The following is a 16,964-nucleotide window of genomic DNA, read 5'->3' as shown; positions in this document are numbered from 1 at the left end:
GTTTCATTTCTTGACGACGACAGGCGTGCCGATCGCCAGGTTCTCGGCCATCCAGGTGATGTCGTCGTTGCCGACCCGCACGCAGCCGTGGCTGACCTTGCCGCCCAGCGCCGACGCCTTGTTCGTGCCGTGCACGGCGAGCTGCCCGGGGCCGCCGGCGAACGTCCTCAGCGTCGGCGAGAAACCGCTCAGCCCGAAGGCGTACGCCCCGTAGTCGCCGTTGGGGTTCGGCGGCCGGACCAGCTCGGTGAAGTAGAAGCGACCGGCCGGGGTCGGGGTGCCGCCCCCGCCGGTGGCGACCTTGCCGGTGCGCAGCACCTTGTCACCGTCGAAGACGGTGAACGTGAACGCCTTCGGATCGATCTCCACGCGGTGGGGTGTCGACGACAGCTCGACGTCGGACGCCTTGACCCACCCGGTGCTGCCGTTGGGCCGGAGCGGCAGCAGCACCTTGAGCCAGTCGCCGTCCTTGGCGTCGACGAGGAAGACCCGGGCGGCGCCCATCTCGTTGGGGCTGGACAGCGTCTTCCAGGTCGCACCGTCGCCCTTCCGCTTGTGCACGGCGATCCGGCGGCCGCGCACGGTCGCTATCTCGGCACCGCCCTGCCGCTGCTCTGACCGCTGTGGCTCGGCGGCGGCCGCCGGCCGGTCCGCATCGGGCGGTCCGTCCCCTGATCTGCCGTGGTCCGACGAGCCGCAGCCGGCCGGCCCGGCGATCAGGCCGGCGGCGAGCAGGGCGCCGGTGTGGATCTTGACTTGGCGCATGCCGCGAGATGCTGGCCGAGGAGTGTGAAGAACCTGTGAGGCCGATGTGATGATCCCGTGGTCCCGGTCCCGGGATGGCTACGCTCACGGCCATGTGCGCGAATGTCCTGGTCGCGGAGGACGACACCAAACAGGCGGAGCTGCTGCGCCGCTATCTCCAGCGCGAGGGGCACTGCGTGGTCGTCGTCCACGACGGGCGGACCGCGCTCGACGAGGCTCGCGCGCGACGCCCCGACCTCGTGCTGCTCGACGTGATGATGCCGGGGGCCGACGGCCTCGACGTGTGCCGCGAGCTGCGCGCCGAGTCCGACGTCCCGGTGCTCATGCTGACCGCCCGCTCGACGGAGGACGACCTGCTGCGCGGTCTCGACCTCGGCGCCGACGACTACGTCACCAAGCCGTACAGCCCGCGCGAGCTGATGGCCCGGGTGCGCACGCTGCTGCGGCGGACCGGGCGGGGGAGCGGCGAGCAGGTGTACCGGGTCGGCGCCATCACGGTGGACCCCGAACGGCACACGGTCCTCGCGGACGGCCGCGAGGTCGAGTGCACGCCCGCGGAGTTCCGCATCCTGGAGGCGCTGGCCGCGCGGCCGGGCCGGGTCCTCACCCGGGCGCAGCTCCTGGAGCACCTGCACGGCTTCGACCGCTTCATCACCGAGCGCACGGTCGATGTGCACGTGAAGAACCTGCGCAAGAAGATCGAGCCGCAGCCGCGGCGGCCGGTCCGGCTGTGCACCGTGTACGGCGTCGGGTACAAGCTGGTCGGCGACCGTGCGCCATAGCCTGCTCCTGCGACTGGTCGCCGGCTCGGTACTGATCGCGGTGTGCTCGATCGTGGCGACCGCGTGGCTGGCGGCGCGCAGCACGTCCGGCGAGATCCGGCATCGGCAGGGCCAGACGCTCGCCCGCGACGCCCGGATCAACGACGCGCTGCTCGGCTACGCGGCGAGCCACCCGCGTTGGGACGGCGTCGAGGAGACCGTGCGCGGGCTGGCGCGGCGGAGCGGCCAGCGGGTCGCGCTGGCGACCGAGGGCGGCACCCGGATCGCGGACTCGGCGGCCGGCCGGCCGCCGCTGCCGGCGCGCCCCTCGGCCGTCGTCGACCCGCTCGCCGTGGACGTCTCGCTGGGGCCCGGTGCGGCCACCGACCGGATCGACCCGCGTGCGGCCGGGCCGTTCCGGCTGCCGGATCCCGAGCGGGTACGGCTGCGCCGGGAGGTCGACGCGCAGGCGGCGTGCCTGCGCCGCGAAGGCCAGCGCGCCACGGTCCTCGCCGGGCCCGGCGGCCGCCCGTACCTGCGCCGCGAGGGCGGTCCGACCACCCCGACGCCGACGGCCACGAACCCTCCGGGCGTGCCCGTCGGCGCACCTTCCGGACACCACCCTTCCCCGCAGCGGGCGGCGTTCGCGCGATCGCCCGGCGGCGGAGCGGTTCGGCTCGCCGGGGTCGCCAGGACGCCGTCGGCCTCGGTCCCGCCGACGCCGAGCCCCACCTCGCCGCCAGAGCCGGGGGAGGGGACGCAGCGGCCGGGCTCCACGCCCGGCATCCCGCCCCGCACGTCGACCGGCGTGCCGACCGGCGCGCCCGGCGGCGGACCGGCGGTGCGGCCTTCCGCGGTGCCGGAGCCCCCAGTGCGGCCCGCGTCGTGCTCGCCGGACGCGCCCGGGCCGACCGCCACCGAGAAGCGCGCGCTCAACCAGCTCGCCGCCCTGGTCCGGCAGTGCCGCGGAAGCCAGGTCGACGTGTGGCTGGACGAGACCGGCACGCCGGCCGCTCCGGCGTCGGCCGCCGAGTGCCTGGCCGCCGCGCGCCGCACCCAGCTGAAGTCGTACGTCGCGCCGGCCGCGCTGCTCTACATCGGCTCGTCGGAGGACCGTACGCCGGCCATCGACCCGTACGGCATCGCGGGGGTCACCGCGGTGATCCTCGTCCTGGCGGTCGGGGTCAGCGTCCTCGTCGCCACCCGGATGGCGCGGCCGGTGCGGGCGGTCACCGCGGCGGCCCGGCGGATGCGGGCCGGCGACGGCTCGGCGCGGGTCCTGGTGCGCGCCAAGGGCGAGGTCGGCGAGCTGGGCGCCGCGTTCAACGAGATGTCCGAGCACCTGGACCGCATGGAGCGGCAGCGCAAGGCGATGGTGAGCGACGTGTCGCACGAGCTGCGCACGCCGCTGAGCAACATCCGGGGCTGGCTGGAGGCCGCCCAGGACGGCGTGGCCGACCTGGGCCCGGCGCTGACCGCCTCGCTGGTCGAGGAGGCCACGCTGCTGCAGCACATCGTCGACGACCTGCAGCAGCTCGCGCTCGCCGACGTGGGGAAGCTGCGGCTGCACCCCGAGCCGGTCGACGTGGCCGACCTGGTCGAGCACATCGCGACCGTCTACCGAGCCGCGGCCGAGGCCGCCGAGCTGGTGCTGACCGCCGGGGTGACCGGTCGGCCGCACCTGGACGCCGATCCGGTACGGCTGCGGCAGGCGGTCGGCAACCTGCTCGCCAACGCGGTCCGCTACACGCCGGCCGGCGGGCGGGTGAGCCTGCGCGCGTACGCCGACGGCGATGACGTGCTGATCGAGGTCGCCGACACCGGGCCGGGCATCGCGCCCGAGCACCTGCCGCACGTCTTCGACCGGTTCTGGCGGGTCGAGAAGTCGCGCAGCCGGCAGACCGGCGGCAGCGGACTGGGCCTGGCCATCGTGCGGCAGCTGGCCGAGGCGCACGGCGGGTCCGCGGCGGTCCGCAGCGAACCGGGCCGAGGCGCGACGTTCGTCCTGCGACTGCCCCGCTCCCCGAACCGCGTCTGGTCGCACTGACCACCGAGGCTGTGCCGGAGGTCAGGGTCGGACGCGACAGAACTGACGCGGCACGGTGGAACAGCACATGGATCTCCTGTGCGGACAACATTGATCTTGGTCGACAACCTCTTCCAGCAGGAGTTTCACTCGTTCACAGCCCACATCCGTTGCCCCCGACCAGGCTGTGACCTGGTTTCGCGGCGCGCACGGCTACGCCGCCCCCGCCGATTTCCGAGCACGTGGAAGCCGGATGACTCCGCCCGATGGAAGTGCGACATGGCCTGACGGCCTCACCGCCGTCCGGCTGGAACGATCCGCGACCCTCCGGGGGCACGGACGGCGTGACGCTCAGGCGTGACACCACCATGGACGGTGGAAGCGGGCCCGCCCCGCTTCCACCGTCTTTCCCGGGGCCGCTCCGGGCGAGCCGGTCACTCCGAGCGCAGGGCCGCCGCCGTCTTGATCCGGGACGCCCGGCCCGCCGGGATCAATGCACCGAGCAGGGCGATCGCGATGCCCGCGAAGACGGACAGGAGCATCAGCGGCCAGGGGAAGGTCTCCATGAGGCCGTAGGGGAGGACGAGGCCGCCGGTGTCGGCCATGGCCGGCAGCACCACATGGTGGGCGGCCACGCCCAGCGGCACCCCGACGAGTCCGCCGACCAGGCCGAGGACGGCCATGGAGGCGAGCACGACCGTCAGGACCTGCCGCGGTGTCGCGCCCAGTGACTTCAGGACGCCGAAGTCGCGCGCCCTGTCCCTGGTGTTGAGGATCACCGTGTTGAACACCCCGAGCCCGGCGACCGTGGTCAGCCCCAAGGTCAGCAGGGTGAGGAGCCCGAGGAGGATCACCTGGCCGGATTCGATGCCCTCGGCGGCCGGCTCGGCCGGGATCCCGTCCGCCCTGAGCGCGGCGGCGTAGTGCTCCGGAGAGGTGCCGGGGGTGAGGGTGACCTCCAGAAGGGAGGTCACCATGCCGGAGTGCGGGCCGGAGGATTCCGGGGACGCCGCCGGCTTCCCGCGGTCGACGAGCGAGGTGAGGGACGCCCAGTCCGCGAGGACGGTGTCGCCGCCGTCCACGAGCGCCGTCCCGACGATCCGCAGTGCGGCCTTCCTGCCGTCCACGGTCACGACGACGGTGTCGCCGATCTTCTTGCCGCCGGTCTTCAGGAACGGGTCGCCCACGACCGCCTCACCCGGCCCGCCGAGCCAGCGGCCGTGCACCATCCGGTAGCCGTGCCGGTCCTCGACGTTCCCCTGGTAGGCCTTGACCTGCACCGGCCGGTCGAACCCCGGCACGTGGACCTGCTCGAAGCGCGTGACCGCGACCTTGGCGGTGCCGGGCCGCCCGGCCAGTGAGACCGGCCGGCCGCCGTCGGTGGGGACCAGGACGTGGACGGTCTCGGTGAGTTCCGCGTCGGCGAGGTAGGCGCTGAGCGACCGGTTGAGGCCGGCGGCGAACGTCACCGCCGCCACTCCGAACGCGACGGCGGTGACGGTCAGCGCGGTACGGCCCGGCCGGGTGAACGGCAGGCCCAGGCCCAGGCTGACCGGGCGCGGCAACCGCGTCCGGGCCAGCGCCCGCTGCACCCGCAGGGCCCGGCCCCGCCGCGTCGCGGCGCCCGCGCTGACCGCGACCGCCGTCGGGATCCGCCCGGCCCGGACGGCCGGCACCAGCGCGGTGACGACGGCGACCGCGAGCACGCCCGTGAAGGCCAGGACGTCCACCCAGGGCGAGACGCCGCTGGCGGTCGGCAGGTCGAACGAGTCGCCCAGCGTGGTGGTGACCGTCCCCGCCAGGACGTTGCCCGCGGCGATCCCGATCAGGCTGCCCAGCACCCCCGGTATCGCGATCATCACCAGGTAGACGCCGGTGACCTGGGCGGGGGTGAAGCCCAGGGACTTGAGGACGCCGATGTGCCTGAACCCCGACACGACGGCGCCGCTGACCACGTTGGCGATGACGAGCACCGCGACGAGCAGGCCGGCGATCCCGAACGCGACCAGGAACGGGATGACGGTCGTTCCGGCCTCGGTGGCCTGCTGCCGGGAGACGAGATAGCTCTGGCTCGCGGTCGCCGGCAGCCCGGCGGTGATCGTGCCGGCCGGGGCGGCCGGGTCGGCGAGCCGGTAGAGCATCTGCAGGCCGTCCGGGGCGGTCAGCTGCCCGGGCGCCACCCACGCCTGGGAGGACCGAGTGATCGACCGGCCGATCCCGACGATGGTGAAGGTCCGCCCGTCGCCGAAGGTCACCTTTCTCCCGATCGGGTCGAACGGGAACCGCGCGTAGTCGGTGCCCAGCACGATCTCGCCTGGGGCGGTGGCCCAGCGGCCGCTCCTGAGCGCCAGCCGGTCGACCGGGTCGTCGCCGCGGACGGTCCGCTCGGTGACCGTGAAGGGGCCGGGCGGAAGCAGCCCCGGACGCGCCCGGTCGGTCTCCTCCGGGATGTCGACGACCTGCGAGCGGTACGGGCCGCCCGCCGCCGTCACGCCCGGCCGGGACGCCGACGCCGCGACCTGTGCGGCCGTCGCCTTCGCGGGGTCGTAGGAGACCGTCAGATGCGCGCCGTGCTGCCGCGCGAACGCCTTGTCGTACGGGCCGTCCACGGTGGCGAGCAGGCCCAGCGCGAGCACGACCGTCCCGGTCGACACCAGCAGCACCAGCGTGATGATGGTCGTCTGCAGCTTGCGCCGCCGCACCGCGAACCGCGCGGCCTGCCAGACCGCCCTCACCGGGTCACCTCGGTGGCCACGCGGCCGTCCTCGAAGGCGACGACCCGGTCGGCGACCCGGGTGGCCAGCCGCTCGTCGTGGGTGACGATGAGCAGGGTCTGGCCGATCTGGTTGAGGTCCAGCAGCAGGTCCATGACCTGTTCGCCGGCCCGCGAGTCGAGCGCGCCGGTCGGCTCGTCGGCCAGCAGCAGGGCGGGCCGGTTCATCAGCGCGCGGGCGACGCCGACCCGCTGCCGCTCCCCGCCCGACAGCACCACCGGGTAGGCGTTGCGGCGATCGGCGATGCCCAGCTCGTCGAGCAGCTCCATCGCGCGGGCCTGCGCCTGCTTGCGCGCGGTGCCGAGCAGTTGGGCGGCGAGCATCACGTTCTCCAGCACCGGCAGGTCGTCGAGCAGGTTGAAGAACTGGAAGACCATGCCGATGCGGCGGCGCCGGTACCGGGCCAGCTCGGCCTCGCCCATGTCCGTGATGTCCTCGCCGCGCACCACCACCGTGCCCGAGGTGGGCCGGTCCAGGCCGGCGATCATGTTGAGGAGGGTCGACTTGCCCGACCCAGACGGGCCCATCACCGCGACGGCCTGACCGGCCTGGATGTCGAGGCTCACCCCGGCGAGCGCGGCGGTCTCGCCGTACTCCTTGCGTACGTCCATCAACTGGACCATCAGCTCCATGGCGGTGACGGTACGAGCCGCGCCCCCTCCCGCGCGTCGGGTCCTGGAGGTAGGTCCGAGGCCGGGTCATCCGAGCGATGTACGGCGGTGGACCGCCAGAATGATGCGTTCCATCCGGGTCTGGCGGCAGGATGGGCGGATGCTGCCCGCGTGGCTCGTCCCCCTCCTCGCCGCGGTTCCGTGCACATGGGCTCTGTGGGAGCGGCGCAGGCGCCGCGCCGAGATCGGGGCAAGAACCTGGCTGCTGGAACGTGAACGCGAGGGCGCCGCGCGCCGGGCCGTCGAAGAGGAGCGGGCCCGGGTGGCGCGGGACCTGCACGACATCGTCAGCCACAGCGTCAGCGTCATGGTCGTGCAGGCGGGCGCGGCCCGGCACGGCGTCGACGGGGAGGCCGAGGACGCGCTGCTGGCCGTCGAGCGGACCGGCCGGGAGGCGATGACCGAGCTGCGGCACCTGCTCGGGGTGCTCGCGCCCGCCCCGGACGGCGACGGCGAGGCGTTCGCCCCGCAGCCGTCGCTTGCGCACCTCGGCACCCTCGTCGACCGGATCGCGTTCGCGGGCCTGCCGGTCGATGTGAGTGTGACCGGCGAACCGTGTCCGCTGCCCGCCGGGATCGACGCGACCGGATACCGCATCGTCCAGGAGGCGCTCACCAACGCGCTGAAACACGGCAGCGCCGGGGCGACGGCGGAGGTGACGGTGACCTACGGGAGGCGGAACCTGCGCCTTGAAGTGCTCAACACCGGCCCGAGCGTCCTGACCGGAACCGGCCCCGCCCCGCCCGAGGGCAGCGCCGGCCGGGGCCTGCCCGGGTTGCGCGAACGGGTCGCGGTGTACGGCGGCGACCTCGACGCGCGGCGGCGGTTGGGCGGCGGCTACCGGGTGCGGGCGCGGATCCCCCTGGAGCGGCCGTGACGCGGGTGCTGATCGCCGACGACCAGACACTGGTGCGCGGCGGGTTCCGGATGATCCTCAGCAGGACCGGGATCGAGGTGGTCGGTGAGGCCGCCGACGGGCTGGAGGCGGTGGCCGCAGCGCGGCGGCTGCGGCCGGACGTGGTGCTGATGGACATTCGCATGCCCGGGATGGACGGCCTGGAGGCCACCCGCCGGGTCCTCGCCGACGACCCGGCGTGCCGGGTGCTGATCCTGACGACGTTCGACCTCGACCGGTACGTGTACTCGGCGCTCGCCGCGGGCGCGAGCGGGTTCCTCCTGAAGGACGTCACCCCCGAACACCTCGTGGCGTCGGTACGGCTGATCGAGACCGGGGACGCCCTGCTCGCCCCCTCCATCACCCGCCGCCTCGTCGAGCGTTTCGCCCGCCCCGCCCCGCAGCCCCGGGGCCTGGACGGCCTGACCCCCCGCGAGAAAGAAGTGCTCCGCCTGGTGGGCGGCGGCCTGTCCAACACCGAACTGGCCGCCCACCTCCACCTCAGCGAGGCGACGGTCAAGACCCACGTGACCCGCATCTTCGCCAAGCTGGGCCTACGCGACCGAGCCCAGGCGGTAGTGGTCGCCTACGAGTCAGGCCTGGTAGTCCCCGGCACCCCCGAATGACCCGGCCGGCCGTCGGAGCTTCACCTCCCGCGCCTGGAACGGGTGCCGCCGGGCGGACGTCGTAAGGATCATGCTGAGAGTCGAGGACTTCATGGCGTCGGCCGATGTGAACACCGACGTGGCGGCCAACGTGCTCGCCTATGTGGCCGAGCTGGAGCGGCGTGGTGTCATCGTCTCCGATGTGGAACACGAGCCGGACGCCGACGGCGCGGAGGAGTGGTCCTTCCGCCTCAAGATCGCGAATCGGTGGCTGGTGCGCGTCATGATGCCGGTCTGGCCGCTGGAATGGGTACAGCGCCCCGCGGAGTTCGAGGAGCAGATCGCAGAGACCGAGTGGCAGGGCGGCATGTACGTCGACGGCAGCCGGGACGGCCCGACCGACTTCGACGGTGAGTACCCGACCTGGGAGGAGGCCGTCGAAGCGGGCGTCCGCATCGCCCAGAGCGCCGAGCAGGAGGACTGACCGGCCAGCCCGATCCGGCAACGCTCTGAAAACCGCGAGATCGTCTTATGGCAGTGGTGCTGTCGAGCACGGCCTAACGCATCTTCTGGACGCCAGGTAGGCCGGGGCAGCCTCACCCACCCGACGGCTGCGAAGCCAGCTGGGCCAAGAGGCTGGTGAAGTGTCGGCGGGTGAGGGTGAGGTTTCCGGCGGTGGGGTTCTTGCTGTCGCGGATGCCGATGCGGCCGTCGAGAGCGGCGACCTCTACGCATTCATTCTCGTGAGCGCCGCTATGGGTGCTCTTGCGCCAGTGGGCCCGGGTCGATTCGGGGGTGTTCATGGTCGTGACGCTATCTCGTGGATGAGCTTCAGCGAAGCGGTCCTACTCAGGGACGCTGAGAGCAGCCGTTCGTAGATCTCCTCATGGGCTGCGACCTCGTTCTCGTCCTCTACGAAGACGCTTTTGGTGAGCTGATCGCCCACGCACACAGTGAGCCGTCCAGGTGGGCGCAGCGAGAGGAGATGGAACGGCGTGATGAGCCCGAGGTACTCGCTCGCCGTGCTGGGCAGTACGCGAAGTTCGACGTGATCAAGCCGAGCGGCTCCAGCCAGCCTCTGAATCTGCGCGAGCATGATGGCGGCATCGCCGCCGACCTGATTGTGAAGTACGGCCTCCGCGATGATCGGCACGTAGCGGGGCGGGTCAGGGCGGCTCAGTACCCGCTGGCGGGATATGCGAAAGTCGACCAGTTGCTTGATCTTTCGCGGGGTTCCGGCGTTTCCCAGCGCGATGATCTTTCGGGCGTACTCGGAATTCTGGAGGAGCCCCGGGACGATATTGGACTGGAAGGTCCGAATCTCGGCGGAATCCTCCTCCAAGCTGGCCAGGTCGAGTGCGGCGGCCGAGATCCTGTCCTCGTATGCCCGTTCCCATGTGCCGGGTTTGTGGGTGGCGAGGTGGAGGAGGGACTCGCGGAGGGGGCCGTCCTCGATCTCGTAGAAGTCGAGTAAGTCGGCGAGTTCGTCGGGGGCGATGGCCTGGAGGCCGTTCTCGACCATGCTCATCCAGCCCTGCGAGCGGCCGAAGCGGCGGGCCACCGTGGCGACGGTGAGGTTGTGGCGGTCGCGGGCTTTGCGGAGCGCCGAGCCGATCCGGCGCTGGCGAACGGTGGGAGCGTTCCCGGAAGGCATCCTCCAAGGGTGTCACCGAGTGTGGCGATCCGTACACGGAATGGTGGCCGATTGAACGTTCAGTCGGAGAACGTTCAGACCCCGTGACACGAGGACTTCGGACGGTGAGTGTGGCGGGCGACTCCGAATCGAAGGGAGGCGCACGATGGGAGCGCCCGAGACGAGAATGACCCTGCCAGGGCGGGAGGCGCCGCGCCCCGCGGCCCGGCGCGGAGTGTCGTGGGTGGCGGGGTGATGAGCGGCGAACTCGTCGTGCTCGGCGCGGTGACGCTGCCGGGCGTCCACCGGTCGGTCCGGAACGCGCGGCGGTTCCTGCGGGACATGCTGCCCCCGGGGCATCCGGGGTTGGACGATCTGATGACGGTCGGGAGCGAGACCGTCTGCAACGCCATCACCCACACGGCCTCCGGTGACGGCGGCTGGGTGACGGTTAGCCTGCTGGCCGGAGCGGGTATTCACCGCTTGGAGGTCGCCGACGACGGGGCGGCCGGTAGGCGCCCTCACGTCCAGGGGGAAGACGGCACCGAGACCGGGCGCGGGATGAGGATCGTCGAAGCTCTCTCGAAGCGCTGGGGGTTCCGGGCGGACGGGGACCGCACGGTCGTGTGGGTTGAGTTCGGCTTCGAGAACTCGTTCGAAAACTCCGACAGGGGGCTGTCGCGGGACTCTTCCACGCTGGTGCCAGCAGCGTTCGAAGGAGAGGATCAATGACTGTTCCCGCGTTCAACACCGTCACGTGGTTCCAGGTGGGCACCGACGCGCCGGAGGAGGCCCGCCGCTTCTACGGCGACATGTTCGGCTGGAAGTTCGCGATCGACCCGGACGGTGACGGCTACGACCTGGTCAGGTACCCGGACGCCGACGCGCCGTCCGGCGGCATCTCCCACGAGCCGGACGCGTCCCGCAACCACGCGATGTTCCTGGTCCTCGTGGAGGACGTCGACGCCGTCTGCGACCAGACCGTGAAGTCCGGCGGCAAGGTCGCCATGCCCGCCATGACCAACAGCAACGGCCTCACGTTCGCCTACTTGCAGGACCCGTCGGGCAACACCTTCGGCGTCTTCACGCCCCCGGCGGCCTGACGCCGGACGAGGAAGGGGCCCCGGGATGAACCCCGGGGCCCCTTCACTCGTGTGATCGCGGCCTGCACCTCCGCGATCACCACCGTCCGAACCTCAGCCACCAGCGCGGGTCGGGCGGCCGGAAGGCGCTCTGAGCGCCTGGAGGTCGCACGACCCGTCGAGCCGGGCGACCGCAGCGACACGACAGCAACCCGCACGGGCACGGAGACCCGCACTGTGACGTGAGGATCGCCCGGCTCGCAACGGGGGTTCCAGGGGGTCGCCCCCCTGGGAAACTACGCGTCGCCGCCGGTGTTGCTCTCGGCGCTGCCGACGCCGCCCGCGAAGACGTCGCTGACGGCGGCGTCCAGCCGGTAGCGCTGGATCGCCTCCGTCAGGGTCTCCGGCTTGACCTCGCCGTGGCGGGCGAGGCGGGTGAGCACCGCGAGGACGATCGACGCGGCGTCCACGTTGAAGAAGCGGCGGGCGGCGGCGCGGGTGTCGGAGAACCCGAACCCGTCCGTGCCGAGCGAGGTGTAGTCCCCGTGCACCCACGGCGCGATCTGGTCGGGCACGGCGCGCATGTAGTCCGACACCGCGACGATCGGCCCGGCGACGTTGTCGAGCGTCCGGCTGACGTAGGGGACGCGCTGCTCGGCGTCGGGGTTCAGCAGGTTCCAGTCGTCGCACTCGCGGGCCTCGCGGGCCAGCTCGTTCCACGACGTGGCCGACCACACGTCCGCGGCGACGCCCCAGTCCTCGGCGAGCAGGCGCTGCGCTTCGAGGGCCCACCGGCCGCCGACGCCCGAGGCGAGGATCTGCGCCCGCGGGGCCTCGCCGTTCCCGGAGGCGACCTCCGGGGCGGCCCGGTGCCGGTACAGGCCCTTGAGGAGCCCATCGACGTCGAGGTTCTCGGGCTCGGCGGGCTGCTGGTACGGCTCGTTGTAGACGGTGAGGTAGTAGAAGACGTCCTCGCCGTTCGGGTGCTCCTCGGACGACCCGTACATGCGGCGCAGCGCGTTCTTGACGATGTGGGCCAGCTCGAAGGCCCACGTCGGGTCGTAGTGGACGCACGCGGGGTTGGACGCCGCGAGCAGCGGGGAGTGGCCGTCGGCGTGCTGGAGGCCCTCACCGGTGAGCGTGGTGCGGCCGGCGGTGGCGCCGAGCAGGAACCCGCGGCCCATCTGGTCGCCGAGCGCCCACATCTGGTCGCCGGTCCGCTGGAACCCGAACATCGAGTAGAAGATGTAGACCGGGATCATGTGCTCGCCGTGCGTGGCGTAGGCGGTGGCCGCCGCGATGGTGGACGCCATCGAGCCCGCCTCGCTGATGCCCTCGTGGAGCATCTGGCCGCTTTCGGCCTCCTTGTACGACAGCAGCAGCTTGCGGTCCACGGCGTCGTAGGTCTGCCCGTGCGGCGAGTAGATCTTGGACGTGGGGAACAGCGAGTCCATGCCGAACGTGCGGTACTCGTCCGGGGCGATCGGGACGAACCGGGCGCCGATGTTCTCGTCCTTGATCAGGTCCTTGAGCAGCCGGACGAACGCCATGGTCGTCGCGATGTTCTGCTTGCCGGACCCCTTCTTCAGCTCGCTGTAGACGGGGTCGCCGGGCAGTTTGAGCGTCTTGGCGCGCACGACCCGCTTCGGCAGGAAACCGCCGAGGGCGGCGCGCCGCTCGCGCATGTACTGGATCTCTTCGGAGTCCTCGCCCGGGTGGTAGTAGGGCGGCAGCGGCGCCTCCAGCGCCGAGTCGGGGATGTCCAGGTAGAGGCGGTCCCGGAACTCCTTCAGCTCGGCCTTGGTGAGCTTCTTCATCTGGTGGGTGGCGTTGCGGGCCTCGAAGTCCGAGCCGAGCGTCCAGCCCTTGATGGTGTGCGCGAGGATCACTGTCGGCTGCCCGACGTGCTCGCGGGCCGACTTGAACGCCGCGTACACCTTGCGGTAGTCGTGCCCGCCGCGCGACAGCTTGCGCAGGTCGTCGTCCGACAGGTGCTGGACGATCTTGCGCAGCCGCGGGTCGTCGCCGAAGAACTTCTCCCGGATGTACTCGCCGGACTCGACGGAGAACGTCTGGAACTGGCCGTCGGGCGTGGTGTTCATCTGGTTGACCAGGACGCCGTCGACGTCCTGCGCGAGCAGCGGGTCCCAGTCGCGGCCCCAGATGACCTTGATGACGTTCCAGCCGGCGCCGCGGAAGAACGACTCCAGCTCCTGGATGATCTTCCCGTTGCCGCGCACCGGGCCGTCGAGCTGCTGCAGGTTGCAGTTGACGACGAAGGTGAGGTTGTCGAGCTCCTCGCGGGCGGCGAGGCCGATCGCGCCGAGCGACTCCGGCTCGCCCATCTCGCCGTCGCCGAGGAACGCCCACACGTGCGAGCGGGACGTGTCCTTGATCTTGCGGTTGTACAGGTACCGGTTGAACCGGGCCTGGTACACCGAGTCGATCGCGGTCAGGCCCATGGACACCGTGGGGAACTCCCAGAAGTCCGGCATGAGCCGCGGGTGCGGGTAGGACGACAGGCCGCCGCCGGGGTGGGAGTGCTCCTGGCGGAACCCGTCGAGCTTCTCCTCGGGCAGCCGTCCTTCGAGGAAGGCGCGCGCGTAGATGCCGGGCGCCGCGTGGCCCTGGAGGAACACCTGGTCGCCGGACTCGCCGTGGTCCTTGCCGCGGAAGAAGTGGTTGAACCCCACCTCGTAGAGCGAGGCGGCGGAGGCGTAGGTGGCGATGTGGCCGCCGACGCCGAGCTCGGGGCGGTTCGCCCGCGACACCATGATCGCGGCGTTCCAGCGGATGTAGGCGCGGATGCGCCGCTCCACGTGCTCGTCGCCGGGGAACCAGGGCTCGGACTCCGGCGGGATCGTGTTGATGAAGTCGGTGCTGCGCAGGCCGGGTACCCCGACCTGCAGCTCTCGCGCCCTTTCCAGGAGCCGCAGCATCACGTAGCGCGCCCTGCCGCGGCCCTCGGTCTTGATGACCGTGTCCAGCGACTCCAGCCACTCCCGGGTCTCGTCCGGGTTGATGTCGGGCAGCTGGCTCGGCAGCCCGTCGCTGATGATCGAAAAGCGTTGACGTCCGGAAGCCACGGGGTCCCCTCTGTCCTTACCGTCTTTGCTGGTCAGACCTGGGCCGCCGCGCGGGAGGCCGCCGGTCCCGGCAGACTGTTCGTCGCCATGGTTCGTGATCCATCGTCGCCGGTTATCACGGCTAACGCATCTCTACCAACCAGTAACCATCCTCCCCGGTCAGGAGGGGAACCGACCCGGTGGAACCGCCCTTTTTCACTCGGCTGGGAGATTCCCTCCGGCGGAGTACGGGGAACGTATGAGGCGGGGAGCGAACGAGTGCTCACATGCCCGGCGCGGTCCGTCCCCGGCGGCGGGCGAGCGAGCTTGGGGGTGGAAGGATGAACGGAAGGATCGGAGACCGGCTGCACGTCCACGGCAACGTGGTGGGGCAGCCCGACCGGACCGGCGAGATCGTCGAGGTGCGGGGCCCGGACGGCGGCCCGCCCTTCCTGGTCCGCTTCGACGACGGCCACGAGGGGCTGGTCTACCCGGGGCCGGACGCGGTCGTCGAGCCGCGCGCGAAGGCGTCCCGCTAGCCGTGCGGCGCCGGCCGCGGATCCGACCGGGCGCGGATGCGTCCGGGGCCGCGGACGGGGTACACACGGGATCATGGAGAGCACCGTGGTCCGGGTGGCAACCGGTACCGGCGAGGCCGTGCACGACATCACGGCGGAATGCGAGCGTTTCGCCGCGTCGGCGGGCGGCGACGGGCTGCTGCACGTCTTCGTCCCGCACGCCACCGCCGGCGTGGCCGTCATCGAACTGGGCTCCGGGAGCGACGACGACCTGCTCGCGGCACTGGGGGACCTGCTGCCGGCGGACGACCGCTGGCGACACGCGCACGGGTCGCCCGGGCACGGGCGCTCGCACGTCATGCCCGCGCTGGTGCCGCCGTTCGCGACCCTCCCGGTCACGGGCGGGCGGCTCGCACTGGGGACCTGGCAGTCGGTGGCCCTGGTCGACCTCAACGTTGACAACCCTGACAGGCAGGTCCGGTTGTCCTTTCTCAAAGGTTGAGTAGCGTGGACCGGGGGATGCCGGAGGCCGTCTCCCTTCAGGGGGCGGGAATGAGCAGCGAGAACCGCCTGAGGGTGACGATGGGTTGGCGTCCTGTGACGGGGATCTTCGTAATCGGGCCAATGGGGCCACCAAAAGCCGGGAAGACACTTGCGCAAGGGGCCCACACTTGTGTGGACTGTCCCGCAAACACCGCACAGGTGCGGACGGGCCTCCCGTCCCGGGGGGCCGAGAGCCATACGGGCACGGACCGTGCGGACTGACGACAATAGGAGGACTTTCGTGAGCGCGACCGCGGGTCAGGCGCAGTCTGAGCGCAGCCTGGCCGAACGGCTCGGCCTGAAGGCGGGCCAGGTGGTGCAGGAGATCGGCTACGACGAGGACGTCGACGAGGAGCTCCGCCGCTCCGTCGAGGAGCTCACGGGGAACGAGCTGGTCGACGAGGACTACGAAGACGTGGTCGACATCGTGCTGCTGTGGTGGCGCGAGGAGGACGGTGACCTGTTCGAGGGCTTGACCGACGCCATGATCCCGCTCGCCGGCGGCGGCAACATCTGGCTGCTGACGCCGAAGGCGGGCCGCGACGGGCACGTCGAGCCGAGCGACATCGGCGAGGCCGCGCAGACCGCCGGCCTGTCGCAGACCAGCAGCGTCAGCGCCGCCAGGGAGTGGTCCGGCACGCGGCTTGTCGCGCCCAAGGGCCACAAGTAGCGCCGGGGCTGGAGACGCTTTTGTCGGTCAACGTAGGCGACGCCGCGCCGGACTTCGAGCTGAAGGACCAGCACGGCGCCCCGGTGAGACTGTCGGACTTCCGCGGCGGCAGGAACGTCCTGCTGGTGTTCTACCCGCTGGCGTTCAGCGGCGTCTGCACCGGCGAGCTGTGCGCGCTGCGCGACGAGCTGTCCGGCCTCGTCGCCGGGGCCGGCGCGGACGTGCAGGTGCTCGCGGTCTCGGTCGACTCGATGTTCACGCTGCGGGCCTGGTCCGACCAGGAGGGCTTCCGCTTCCCACTGCTGGCCGACTTCTGGCCGCACGGCGGGACGGCGCAGCGCTACGGCGTGTTCGACGAGGCCAAGGGCGTGGCACTGCGCGGCACCTTCATCATCGACACCGAGGGCGTGGTCCGCTGGAAGGTCGTGAACGCGATCCCGGACGCACGCGACATCGACGAGTACCGCAAGGCGCTCGCCGGACTCTGAGCGAAACGGACCGGTTCCGGCACACCTCACGGCCATCCGGTCCGGGTGGCCGGAACCGGCCCCCGCACCCTTGGAGGTGTGATGCCCTGCTTCCGCTGCGGGGCGCGGCAGACCGACCCCGTGCGCGGCGCGAGCCCGTGGAAGCGCGGGGTCCGGGCGGACCACCAGGTCCTGATCTGCCCCCGGTGCCAGGCCGTCCACGACTGGGCGGACGCCCTGGACCACTGCTCGGAGTGCGGTTCGGCCGCGCTGGTGTGCCGGCTCGGCGAGGTGGAGTGCCGCGACTGCGGCCACACCCGCGACGCCGTCCGGGACGAGCCGGGCCCGGCCGATCTCGTGCACTCGGGCGCCCAGCCGCCCGCCGACGGCGGCCTCTCCGAGGAGGTCGCTGCGGCGCTGTCGCGCGTCCTGAAACGGGGTCCCGCCGCCTGAGGGGCCCGCCGCCACGGGAGCGCCGTCCCCGGACGG

Annotated in this window: 18 protein-coding genes; 12 read left to right on the top strand and 6 right to left on the bottom strand. The window is 71.8% G+C overall.

Annotation, left to right across the window (positions count from 1 at the left end):
- Positions 1–3: 3 nt before the first annotated feature.
- Complete coding sequence (locus CHC11_RS22725; RefSeq protein ID WP_089313770.1) at positions 4–765, bottom strand: L,D-transpeptidase; 762 nt, start codon at positions 763–765, stop codon at positions 4–6.
- 92 nt (positions 766–857) lie between these two features.
- On the opposite strand from CHC11_RS22725, the gene CHC11_RS22720 reads away from it, so the two are divergent.
- A complete protein-coding gene (locus CHC11_RS22720; protein WP_089313769.1) occupies positions 858–1,547 on the top strand; it encodes a response regulator transcription factor in 690 nt (229 codons plus the stop codon).
- Complete coding sequence (locus tag CHC11_RS22715; protein ID WP_089313768.1) at positions 1,537–3,573, top strand: sensor histidine kinase; 2,037 nt, start codon at positions 1,537–1,539, stop codon at positions 3,571–3,573. Before CHC11_RS22720 ends, CHC11_RS22715 begins: the two co-directional genes overlap by 11 nt.
- Positions 3,574–3,986: 413 nt before the next feature.
- Here the strand turns inward: CHC11_RS22715 and CHC11_RS22710 are convergent, their stop codons facing one another.
- Both CHC11_RS22710 and CHC11_RS22705 read right to left on the bottom strand, forming a co-directional pair.
- Entirely contained in the window at positions 3,987–6,287 is a 2,301-nt protein-coding gene (locus CHC11_RS22710) for an ABC transporter permease (protein ID WP_089313767.1), read from the bottom strand.
- Complete coding sequence (locus tag CHC11_RS22705; RefSeq protein ID WP_089313766.1) at positions 6,284–6,958, bottom strand: ABC transporter ATP-binding protein; 675 nt, start codon at positions 6,956–6,958, stop codon at positions 6,284–6,286. The genes CHC11_RS22710 and CHC11_RS22705 overlap by 4 nt, the downstream gene beginning before the upstream one ends.
- A 100-nt stretch (positions 6,959–7,058) precedes the next feature.
- Between CHC11_RS22705 and CHC11_RS22700 the strand changes: the two genes are divergently transcribed.
- The 3 genes from CHC11_RS22700 (at position 7,059) to CHC11_RS22690 (ending at position 8,981) form a co-directional block, all read left to right on the top strand.
- The gene (locus CHC11_RS22700) at positions 7,059–7,874 is read left to right on the top strand and encodes a sensor histidine kinase (protein ID WP_218826199.1); all 816 of its coding nucleotides are present in this window, start codon (positions 7,059–7,061) and stop codon (positions 7,872–7,874) included.
- Entirely contained in the window at positions 7,871–8,518 is a 648-nt protein-coding gene (locus CHC11_RS22695) for a response regulator (RefSeq protein WP_089313764.1), read from the top strand. Before CHC11_RS22700 ends, CHC11_RS22695 begins: the two co-directional genes overlap by 4 nt.
- 70 nt (positions 8,519–8,588) lie before the next feature.
- Positions 8,589–8,981, top strand: coding sequence for a hypothetical protein (locus CHC11_RS22690; protein ID WP_089313763.1), 393 nt, complete (start codon positions 8,589–8,591; stop codon positions 8,979–8,981).
- Positions 8,982–9,093: 112 nt separating this feature from the next.
- Here the strand turns inward: CHC11_RS22690 and CHC11_RS22685 are convergent, their stop codons facing one another.
- Together CHC11_RS22685 and CHC11_RS22680 are read right to left on the bottom strand one after the other, a co-directional pair.
- Complete coding sequence (locus CHC11_RS22685) at positions 9,094–9,300, bottom strand: DUF397 domain-containing protein (RefSeq protein WP_089313762.1); 207 nt, start codon at positions 9,298–9,300, stop codon at positions 9,094–9,096.
- Positions 9,297–10,151, bottom strand: coding sequence for a helix-turn-helix domain-containing protein (locus CHC11_RS22680; protein ID WP_089313761.1), 855 nt, complete (start codon positions 10,149–10,151; stop codon positions 9,297–9,299). Before CHC11_RS22680 ends, CHC11_RS22685 begins: the two co-directional genes overlap by 4 nt.
- A 234-nt stretch (positions 10,152–10,385) precedes the next feature.
- On the opposite strand from CHC11_RS22680, the gene CHC11_RS22675 reads away from it, so the two are divergent.
- Together CHC11_RS22675 and CHC11_RS22670 are read left to right on the top strand one after the other, a co-directional pair.
- Positions 10,386–10,862 carry an ATP-binding protein gene (locus tag CHC11_RS22675; protein ID WP_143227201.1) on the top strand — a complete coding sequence of 159 codons (477 nt, stop codon included), beginning with the start codon at positions 10,386–10,388 and terminating at the stop codon, positions 10,860–10,862.
- Entirely contained in the window at positions 10,859–11,233 is a 375-nt protein-coding gene (locus CHC11_RS22670; protein ID WP_089313759.1) for a VOC family protein, read from the top strand. Before CHC11_RS22675 ends, CHC11_RS22670 begins: the two co-directional genes overlap by 4 nt.
- Before the next feature lie 275 nt (positions 11,234–11,508).
- Here the strand turns inward: CHC11_RS22670 and aceE are convergent, their stop codons facing one another.
- Entirely contained in the window at positions 11,509–14,298 is a 2,790-nt protein-coding gene (gene aceE / locus CHC11_RS22665) for a pyruvate dehydrogenase (acetyl-transferring), homodimeric type (RefSeq protein WP_089313758.1), read from the bottom strand.
- A gap of 320 nt (positions 14,299–14,618) precedes the next feature.
- On the opposite strand from aceE, the gene CHC11_RS22660 reads away from it, so the two are divergent.
- The 5 genes from CHC11_RS22660 (at position 14,619) to CHC11_RS22640 (ending at position 16,928) form a co-directional block, all read left to right on the top strand.
- Positions 14,619–14,816 carry a DUF1918 domain-containing protein gene (locus CHC11_RS22660; protein ID WP_089313757.1) on the top strand — a complete coding sequence of 66 codons (198 nt, stop codon included), beginning with the start codon at positions 14,619–14,621 and terminating at the stop codon, positions 14,814–14,816.
- Positions 14,817–14,889: 73 nt separating this feature from the next.
- Positions 14,890–15,297 (top strand): YjbQ family protein, encoded by a 408-nt coding sequence (locus CHC11_RS22655; protein WP_089313756.1) that lies wholly within the window; start codon positions 14,890–14,892, stop codon positions 15,295–15,297.
- Positions 15,298–15,579: 282 nt separating this feature from the next.
- Positions 15,580–16,008: a DUF3052 domain-containing protein gene (locus tag CHC11_RS22650; protein ID WP_089313755.1), complete on the top strand. Its 429-nt coding sequence runs from the start codon at positions 15,580–15,582 to the stop codon at positions 16,006–16,008.
- Positions 16,009–16,028: 20 nt separating this feature from the next.
- The gene (locus CHC11_RS22645; protein WP_089313754.1) at positions 16,029–16,496 is read left to right on the top strand and encodes a peroxiredoxin; all 468 of its coding nucleotides are present in this window, start codon (positions 16,029–16,031) and stop codon (positions 16,494–16,496) included.
- A gap of 81 nt (positions 16,497–16,577) precedes the next feature.
- Positions 16,578–16,928, top strand: coding sequence for a hypothetical protein (locus CHC11_RS22640; protein WP_089313753.1), 351 nt, complete (start codon positions 16,578–16,580; stop codon positions 16,926–16,928).
- Positions 16,929–16,964 lie beyond the last annotated feature (36 nt).

It is taken from the genome of Actinomadura mexicana (genome assembly GCF_900188105.1).
Lineage (GTDB): Bacteria > Actinomycetota > Actinomycetes > Streptosporangiales > Streptosporangiaceae > Spirillospora > Spirillospora mexicana.
Note: the sequence above shows the minus strand (reverse complement) of the source record. Positions and strands in the feature narration are given on the sequence as shown.